Origin of the sequence: Bradyrhizobium sp. ORS 375 (genome assembly GCF_000239775.1) — a bacterium.
Taxonomy (GTDB): Bacteria; Pseudomonadota; Alphaproteobacteria; order Rhizobiales; family Xanthobacteraceae; genus Bradyrhizobium.
Genome location: NZ_CAFI01000036.1, coordinates 1 through 7,803 on the forward strand (window position 1 = coordinate 1; position 7,803 = coordinate 7,803).

Annotated in this window: 5 protein-coding genes and 1 pseudogene; 4 read left to right on the plus strand and 2 right to left on the minus strand. The window is 63.7% G+C overall.

Translation table 11 applies throughout. The features are described from left to right. The 3 genes from BRAO375_RS03135 to BRAO375_RS03145 form a co-directional block, all read left to right on the plus strand. Positions 1-890: RsmB/NOP family class I SAM-dependent RNA methyltransferase (locus tag BRAO375_RS03135; RefSeq protein ID WP_035638696.1), on the plus strand; the 890-nt coding region annotated here is incomplete at its 5' end. Between the two features lie 479 nt (positions 891-1,369). Continuing rightward, positions 1,370-2,986, plus strand: a complete 1,617-nt coding sequence (gene guaA / locus BRAO375_RS03140; RefSeq protein WP_009026000.1) for a glutamine-hydrolyzing GMP synthase — start codon at positions 1,370-1,372, stop codon at positions 2,984-2,986. A 292-nt stretch (positions 2,987-3,278) separates the two neighbouring features. Further along, positions 3,279-4,535 carry a tyrosine-type recombinase/integrase gene (locus BRAO375_RS03145; protein ID WP_009026001.1) on the plus strand — a complete coding sequence of 419 codons (1,257 nt, stop codon included), beginning with the start codon at positions 3,279-3,281 and terminating at the stop codon, positions 4,533-4,535. On the opposite strand, the gene BRAO375_RS35995 is transcribed toward BRAO375_RS03145, so the two are convergent. Beyond that, positions 4,489-4,785, minus strand: coding sequence for a helix-turn-helix transcriptional regulator (locus tag BRAO375_RS35995; protein ID WP_083842424.1), 297 nt, complete (start codon positions 4,783-4,785; stop codon positions 4,489-4,491). The genes BRAO375_RS03145 and BRAO375_RS35995 overlap by 47 nt on opposite strands. A 310-nt stretch (positions 4,786-5,095) precedes the next feature. After that, positions 5,096-5,629: an IS66 family transposase gene (locus BRAO375_RS36000; RefSeq protein ID WP_085964435.1), complete on the minus strand. Its 534-nt coding sequence runs from the start codon at positions 5,627-5,629 to the stop codon at positions 5,096-5,098. Between the two features lie 461 nt (positions 5,630-6,090). Here BRAO375_RS36000 and BRAO375_RS03155 point away from each other — a divergent pair. Beyond that, positions 6,091-7,182, plus strand: a pseudogene (locus tag BRAO375_RS03155) (IS110 family RNA-guided transposase). Positions 7,183-7,803: the final 621 nt, after the last annotated feature.

The window sequence follows — 7,803 nt, forward strand, 5'->3', positions numbered from 1 at the left end:
TGTTTGGCGACGACCGCGTGGCTGAGGCCATGGCGATGGCCAGCCGCGCGCCGCTCGACCTGCGCGTCAACGCGCTGAAGGCCAAGCGCGAGAAGGTGCAGGCCTCGCTGAAGCATCTCGGCGCCGAGCCGACGCCGTGGTCGCCGCTCGGCCTGCGCATCACGCTGTCAGCCGACGCGCGCAATCCCGGAATCCATGCCGAGGAGGATTTCATCAAGGGCGCGATCGAGGTCCAGGACGAGGGCTCGCAGCTCGCAGCGCTGTTCACCGCGGCCAAGCCGGGCGAGCAGGTCATCGACCTCTGCGCCGGCGCCGGCGGCAAGACCCTGGCCTTGGCCGCGATGATGGGCGGCAAGGGCCGCCTGATCGCCACCGATGCCGACAAGCGCCAGCTCGCCCCGATCCACGAGCGCCTGTCGCGCGCCGGCGTCCACAACGCCGAGATCCGCACGCCGAAAGGCGACGCCGACCCGCTCGCCGACATCAAGGCCTCCGCTGATTTGGTCGTCATCGATGCCCCCTGCACGGGCACCGGCACCTGGCGCCGCAACCCCGACGCCAAATGGCGCATGCGCCCCGGCGCGCTCGAGATTCGCCTGAAGGACCAGGCCGAGGTGCTGGAGCGGGCCGCAGGCCTGGTCAAACCCGGCGGCCGCATCGCCTACATCACCTGCTCGGTGCTGCAGCCGGAGAACGGCGACCAGATCAGGGCGTTCGTGGCGCGGCACCCGGAATTCGCGGTCCAGCCCCCGGAGCAAACCGCGACCGTTCTCTGGGACAAGGCCGAAGCCTTCGCCGAAGCCGCGCTGCAGACCCCCGAAGGCTGGCTCATGACCCCCCGCCGCACCGGCACGGACGGGTTCTTCGTGTCGGTATTGAAGAAGGCCTAAGCCCATCCGCCGTCCGCCGGTCCCTCCGCGGTCAAAGCCCTCTCCGTCGTCATTGCGAGCGCAGCGAAACAATCCAGAGTCCCACCCGAGCCCCTGGATTGCTTCGCTGCGCTCGCAATGACGCGAGGCAGGCAAGTGCGCCAATCAACTCGCGATCAGTGGCAAGCGGCCGCGTCACCCTCCGCTGTCGTCCTCCGCGAAAGCGGGGGACCCAGTATTCCACCGCCCGTCGTGGCCCGCCGAGACGCTGCGGCGTACTGGATACCCCGCTTTCGCGGGGTATGACGCCGGTGCCACAAGCCCACCGTCATTCCGGGGCGATGCGAAGCATCGAACCCGGAATCCCGAGATGGCAGGGCAAGACAATCTCCGGATTCCGGGTTCGGCCGCTTCGCGACCGCCCCGGAATGACGTGGAGGAGGCGGCATCCCCTCCGCCAAAGGGTTGCGAGTCCCCCCGCAGCGGCGTAATTCCTTGCCATGACAGCCCAAGACAAAACCAGCGCCAACACCCCGACCGCCGCCGCCACCGACACCTCCGTGGCCGCGCTCCACGACAAGATCCTGATCGTCGATTTCGGCAGCCAGGTCACGCAGCTGATCGCGCGCCGGGTGCGCGAGGACGGCGTGTATTGCGAGATCGTGCCGTTCCAGAAGGCGGAGGCCGCCTTCCGGCAGATGAACCCGAAGGCCGTGATCCTCTCCGGCGGCCCCGAATCCGTCCACGAGGAAGGCTCGCCGCGCGCCCCGCAACTGATCTTCGATAGCGGCGTTCCCGTGATGGGCATCTGCTACGGCCAGATGACGATGGCCGCCCAGCTCGGCGGCACCGTCGAGGGCGGCCACCACCGCGAGTTCGGCCGCGCCGACGTCGAGGTAAAAACCACCAGCCTGCTGTTCGACGGCGTCTGGCAGCCGGGCGAGCAGCATCAGGTGTGGATGAGCCACGGCGACCGCATCACCCAGATGCCGCCGGGCTTCTCGGTCGCCGGCGTGTCGCCGAACGCGCCCTTCGCCGTGATCCAGGACGAGGCGCGCAAATATTACGGCCTGATGTTCCACCCCGAAGTGGTGCACACGCCCGACGGCGCCAAACTGATCCGCAACTTCGTCCGCAACATCGCCGGCCTCGGCGGCGACTGGACCATGCACGCCTTCCGCGAGGAGGAGATCAAGAAGATCCGCGCGCAGGTCGGCAAGGGCAAGGTGATCTGCGGCCTCTCCGGCGGCGTCGATTCCGCGGTTGCCGCGGTGCTGATCCACGAGGCGATCGGCGACCAGCTCACCTGCGTGTTCGTCGATCACGGCCTGCTGCGGCTGAACGAGGCCGAGACCGTCGTCGATCTGTTCCGGCACCACTACAACATCCCGCTGGTGCATGTGGACGCCTCACAACTCTTCCTCGGCGAGCTCGCCGGGGTCACCGACCCCGAACAGAAGCGCAAGACCATCGGAAAGCTCTTCATCGACGTGTTCGAGGCCGAGGCCAAGAAGATCGGCGGCGCCGATTTCCTGGCGCAGGGCACGCTCTATCCCGACGTGATCGAGAGCGTCTCCTTCACCGGCGGCCCCTCGGTGACGATCAAGTCGCACCACAATGTCGGCGGCCTCCCGGCGCGCATGAACATGAAGCTGGTCGAGCCGCTGCGCGAATTGTTCAAGGACGAGGTCCGCGTGCTCGGCCGCGAGCTCGGCCTGCCCGACGTGTTCGTCGGCCGCCACCCGTTCCCGGGCCCCGGCCTCGCCATCCGCTGCCCCGGCGAGATCACGGTCGACAAGCTCGACATCCTGCGGAAAGCGGACGCCATCTACATCGACGAGATCCGCAAAGCCGGCCTCTACGACACCATCTGGCAGGCCTTCGCCGTGCTGCTCCCCGTCAAGACCGTCGGCGTCATGGGTGACGGCCGCACCTACGACTACGTCGTCGGCCTGCGCGCCGTCACCTCGACGGACGGCATGACGGCGGACTTCTATCCGTTCGACATGAAGTTCTTAGGCAACACGGCGACGCGCATCATCAACGAGGTGAAGGGCGTGAACCGGGTGGTGTACGACGTGACATCAAAGCCGCCGGGGACGATCGAGTGGGAATAATTCGCGGCTAGCAGGGCTAGCCGGATCTACTCAAATCTACGCTCTAACTACCTGAAACTAAAAATAAAACCCTCCGGCTCCTTTCGCGGACTATCGGGAGGCCAAGGTCGTCGGTGCCGGACTGCTCGACGGCATCGGTCTCCTTATTCCCATCCCGTTTTCATCAATACCGTCAGCTCGAAATGAGCCCTGACGGTATTTTTTTTGGTCCAACCAATTGAAATAGCGTCGCTTTCCTTCAGATCCGCGGCCGAAATCGGCGTGACGGTATCGAACCCAAGAAGGCGGACAAATGCTAACCGATGCTGCGCTTAAGCACCTGAGACCAAAAGAAAAGTCCTACAAGGTCACCGATCGGGACGGCATGTACGTCCTCGTCAGTACGAAGGGCTCGATCTCGTTCCGGCTCGACTACCGTGTGAACGGACGCAGGGAGACCATCACCTTCGGCAAATATGGTCCGGCCGACTTGTCGCTTGCACGAGCAAGAGAGCTCTGCATCGACGCCAGGCGCGCCATCAAGGAGGGGCGTTCGCCAGCCATCGAGAAGCAGCGCGCCAAGCGGCGCCTGATGGAGGCGAAGGCATTCGGTGAATTTGGTGAGAAGTGGCTCACGGCGGCTCCGATGGCTGACAGCACCCGGGCTATGCGCCGTTCGATCTTCGAGCGGGAGCTGCTACCGCCTTGGCGCAAGCGACTCTTGTCTGAAATCACGCCTGACGATTTGCGAAAGCATTGTGCCGCGATTGTCGAACGGGGCGCGCCGGCAACCGCAATCCACGTCCGTGACATCGTCAAGCAGATCTATGGCTTTGCGATTTTGCACGGAGAGAAGGTCGCCAATCCAGCGGATGACGTCGGCCCATCGTCCATCGCGCAATTCGTACCGCGTGATCGGTCGCTGTCGCCCTCAGAAATACGGATCATGCTCAGGCAGCTGGAGCACGTCCCGACGCTGCCGACGATCCGGCTAGGCGTCAGGCTGTATCTTCTCAGCATGGTGCGGAAGAGCGAGCTACAGGATGCGACCTGGGACGAAGTCGACTTCGAGAACGCTGTCTGGACCATCCCGAAGGAGCGAATGAAGCGGTCGAAGGCGCACAACGTGTATCTTTCGCGCCAGATGCTCGATATCTTCATCGCGCTGAAGACTTGTGCCGGCAATTCACGATATGTCCTTCCTTCCCGGTATGATGCCGATAGCCCGATGTCCCGCGCGACCTTCAATCGTGTCACCACCGCGGTCGTCGAGCGCGCTGGGAACGAGGGGCTGCCGCTTGAACATTTCACGGTCCACGACCTCAGGCGGACTGCGTCGACGCTGCTCAACGAGCTTGGCTTCAACAGCGATTGGATAGAGAAGTGCCTGGCGCACGAGGATGGCCGCTCGTCCCGCGGGGTCTATAACAAGGCGGAGTACGAGCTGCAGCGCCGGCACATGATGCAGGAGTGGTCGAACATCATCGACGCGTGGGTCGGTGGTCAAAAGTACGCGCCAACCCTCATTCCGCCTTCGATGCCGATGTTCGAGCCCGATCCTGCCCTTTGACCGGGCGGCTTCGTCGCTGCTTTACGTCTGGATGAGGAGCGCGGGTGAGGGGCGCGCTCCGCCGCAGCAGCAGCCACGCTTCCACCTCGCTCAGGTCCCACACCACGCACCGAGGAGAGAGTGCGAAGCGTCGCGGAAATTCGCCGCGCTGCTCCATCTCGTAGATGGTGCTGTCCGCAAGTGGGACCATTTCACGCAGCTGATGCCGCCGGATTGTTCGTTTTAGTCCCGAGCCTTCGTGGCGAGCCATGAACGATCCCCTTGCGCGAACCGCAGCAAATGAAGCCGATCGAACTCGAATGAGAAAGGCATACGCCCGACGGTCGGGCAATTGGAAAGCTCCGCCAGCGAATGGAAGCAATAGGGTGCCCTAGCGTAGTCAGAGGTCCGGCCGTTAGCTAGGCATCTGAGGGGCGGACGTTCAAAGGGTTCAGGCCGAGCCATTCGAGTCAAGCACTTAGCCGAAATCACCGTTTGAGTTTTTAAACTAATACCGTCTTTAAACGGTCTCGTGTGCGACCTGCATATTTGTGCGCGACGCCAAGCTGGACCGGGACCCGTCAGTCCAGCATCTCGCTGATACTCTCACTAATCAGATAGAGAGCGCCGCCACAGCAGCCGCAGCCCCGATCTTGCACGTCAAGCAGAATGTCTTCGCCGGGCAGCGGACGGCGTCGCGGCGAAGAGTCGGCTTCCTGTGGGACCTTCGGTTGCGCCTCTTCGACGCCGCCAATTTCGCTGTCGAGATCCTCCAGACCGAGTGCAAGCTGGTCATAATCAATGCGCTCGGAGCTGCGGCCGATCCACAGTCGCTGCAGCTGTTTAATGATGGCGCGGACCGCCAATTCAGGCGGCCGTCGAGCAGTTTCCGGCTGTGAATTAATAGCATTAGTGGTAACGGTGGGACAGGCGGAGGGATGAAGATGGGCGCGCCAGTCACTCGTGACCTCGCCTGTGGCCGGTCGGTCGCACCATTGGCGCAGTGAATGCGGCGACAACTGCATCGTCGCAGCATAGGCGCGGAGCTCCATTCCGCTCCAGTTCAGTGCCTCGACATGCATCGCCCAGAATGACTGGGACGCCTGATTGCGCACGTCCGAGGTGATCGTGAACTTGCGCTGCTTCTGCTTTCGGAGCGCGTCTTGCTCGTCCCGGGGCGCGCTCGCGGCGCAATTCCGTCTGATATTTCTCGAGCTTAGGCGCAGCCTCGTTGCCGGCCGGCCGCTTCAGCCAACGCCGCGCGTGTTCTCGGTGAGACGTTGCTGCTGGCCGCGATTGCCGATTCTAAGGCCGTTGCGATGCCACACTTCGATGTGCCGCGGCCGCCATTCACGGCGTGCTCTGTTCTCGAATTGTTTGGATCTGACCGAGATTTCTCCACAGCAGCAGAGAACTCGAAATGGGACGACAACACACGAGGGGGAAGGTGTGCAGAGACCGGACGCTTACAAGCGGGAGATTGAATGCCGTCCGTGATCGGCCTGACCGTCCGCCTGCTGACGCTGCAGCGGCGGCCATGCAGAATGAGCGCTCTCATCAACACAGGACGCGCGCCATGGAATTCTTCTGCGGACTGGATGTCGGCATGGATCAGACCGCGATCTGCGTGTTCGACGACAAGGGCGAAGTGCTGCTGGAGGTCGCGGTGATGACCGACCCGGACGCGATCAAGGGCGCACTGTCGTCATATCTCGGACTGCTGCGGCGGGTCGGCCACGAGGCCGGCGCGCTGTCGCCGTGGCTGCATGGCGAATTGCTCCGTCTCGGCCTGCCGGCGATCTGTCTGGCGACCCAGCACGTGCGCGCCGCGCTGTATGCGCAGCGCAACAAGACCGACCGTACGGACGCGCTCGGTATCGCGCACATCATACGCACCGGCTGGTTCCGGCGCGCGCACATCAAGACCGAGCCGTGCTATCGGCTGCGACTGCTGCTGACGCATCGCCGCAATCTCAAACGCAAATTCCTCGATCTTGAGAACGCGATCCGGCACTCCTTGAAGGCGTTCGGCATCCGGCTCAACCGCATCGGCCGCGGCGCCTTTGCGCAGACCGTGCGCGACGCGCTGGCCGGCGACGACGCGCTGACTAGCGAGCTGATCGATGCCATGCTGAACGCACGCGCGGCGCTGTGGAAGGAGTACTGTCAGCTGCACGGCCTGGTTGTCAAGCTGGTCGCCGGACACGAGCTGTGCCGGCGCTTCAAGCAGATTCCAGGTGTCGGGCCGATCGCCGCGCTGAGCTTCATGACCGCGATCGACGATCCATCGCACTTTCGCCGGTTACGGGATGTCCCGGCATATTTTGCCCTGACGTCGCGGGGCTGGCAGTCAGGCACCTCGATCGATGTGCAGGGGCCGATCAGCATGGCGGGCCACGCCGATGTGCGGCACGCGCTCTACGAGGCGGCGAGCGCGCTGCTGACGCGCTTCAAGTGTCGCGACAAGGTGAAGACCCGGGGACTGGCGGTTGCCAAGCGGTCTGGACACCGCAAGGCGGTGGTCGCGGTGGCGCGCAAACTTGCGGTAATCATGCACGCGATGTGGTGCGACGGCACGGCGCATTGTGGCGATTAGGCCGTCAGCACCGCCGACGCGGCCGCGCATGCCAAGCGCAAGGACCGCAGGCTGCTGGGAGCGCTGGCATGAACCATAGCAACAGCCCGGCAGCAATGAACAGGCGGCGCGGACGACGCGCAAAGTGATGGAGCTCCGCTGTCAGCGGATGAGGACCAGTGCAGATCCAAGACGACGGAACGCACGCTATCTTGCCTGCGAGGCGGCGTCCGAAGGGACGGCGCGATCGCGCAAAATTGCCTGTGACGTGGCTCCGTCAGACCGATGGAAAATTGCGCCGCGACGGCTATGCTGCTGCCATCGTGCAGCCGCGCCATGCCGCCGCTGAGCGCGGAAAGCTGCACGGCGCACTGGGACTCCTCGCTGTCAACAAGCTGCAGATCAGAGCGCGCTGCAGGCGTGTTTTTGACGATGAAGATGGAGAGCACCAATGGCGAAAGCGACGAAGACGATCGTGGCAGAGAGGCAGAACACCCGGCCGATTAAAGTGGCGGCGTAATCGGGCGAGCGCGAAATGAGGCAGTTTCGGCAGCAAAGGTGCAGCATGGCAGGGAATCAAAATTGATTCGCCGAAGAGGACGTCCGCCGATGAAACTCTCAGCAGCACTCGACACATCCAGCACCAAGACCGCAATCTGCGTCGTGAACAGCCGTGACGGCGCCGTCGTGTTTGAAGCCAGCGTGGCGACGGAT

Excerpts from the sequence above, each read along its gene's own strand:
- BRAO375_RS03145 (WP_009026001.1), top strand. The coding sequence starts at position 3,279 with ATGCTAACCGATGCTGCGCTTAAGCACCTGAGACCAAAAGAAAAGTCC.
- guaA (WP_009026000.1), top strand. The coding sequence starts at position 1,370 with ATGACAGCCCAAGACAAAACCAGCGCCAACACCCCGACCGCCGCCGCC.
- BRAO375_RS35995 (WP_083842424.1), bottom strand. The coding sequence starts at position 4,785 with ATGGCTCGCCACGAAGGCTCGGGACTAAAACGAACAATCCGGCGGCAT.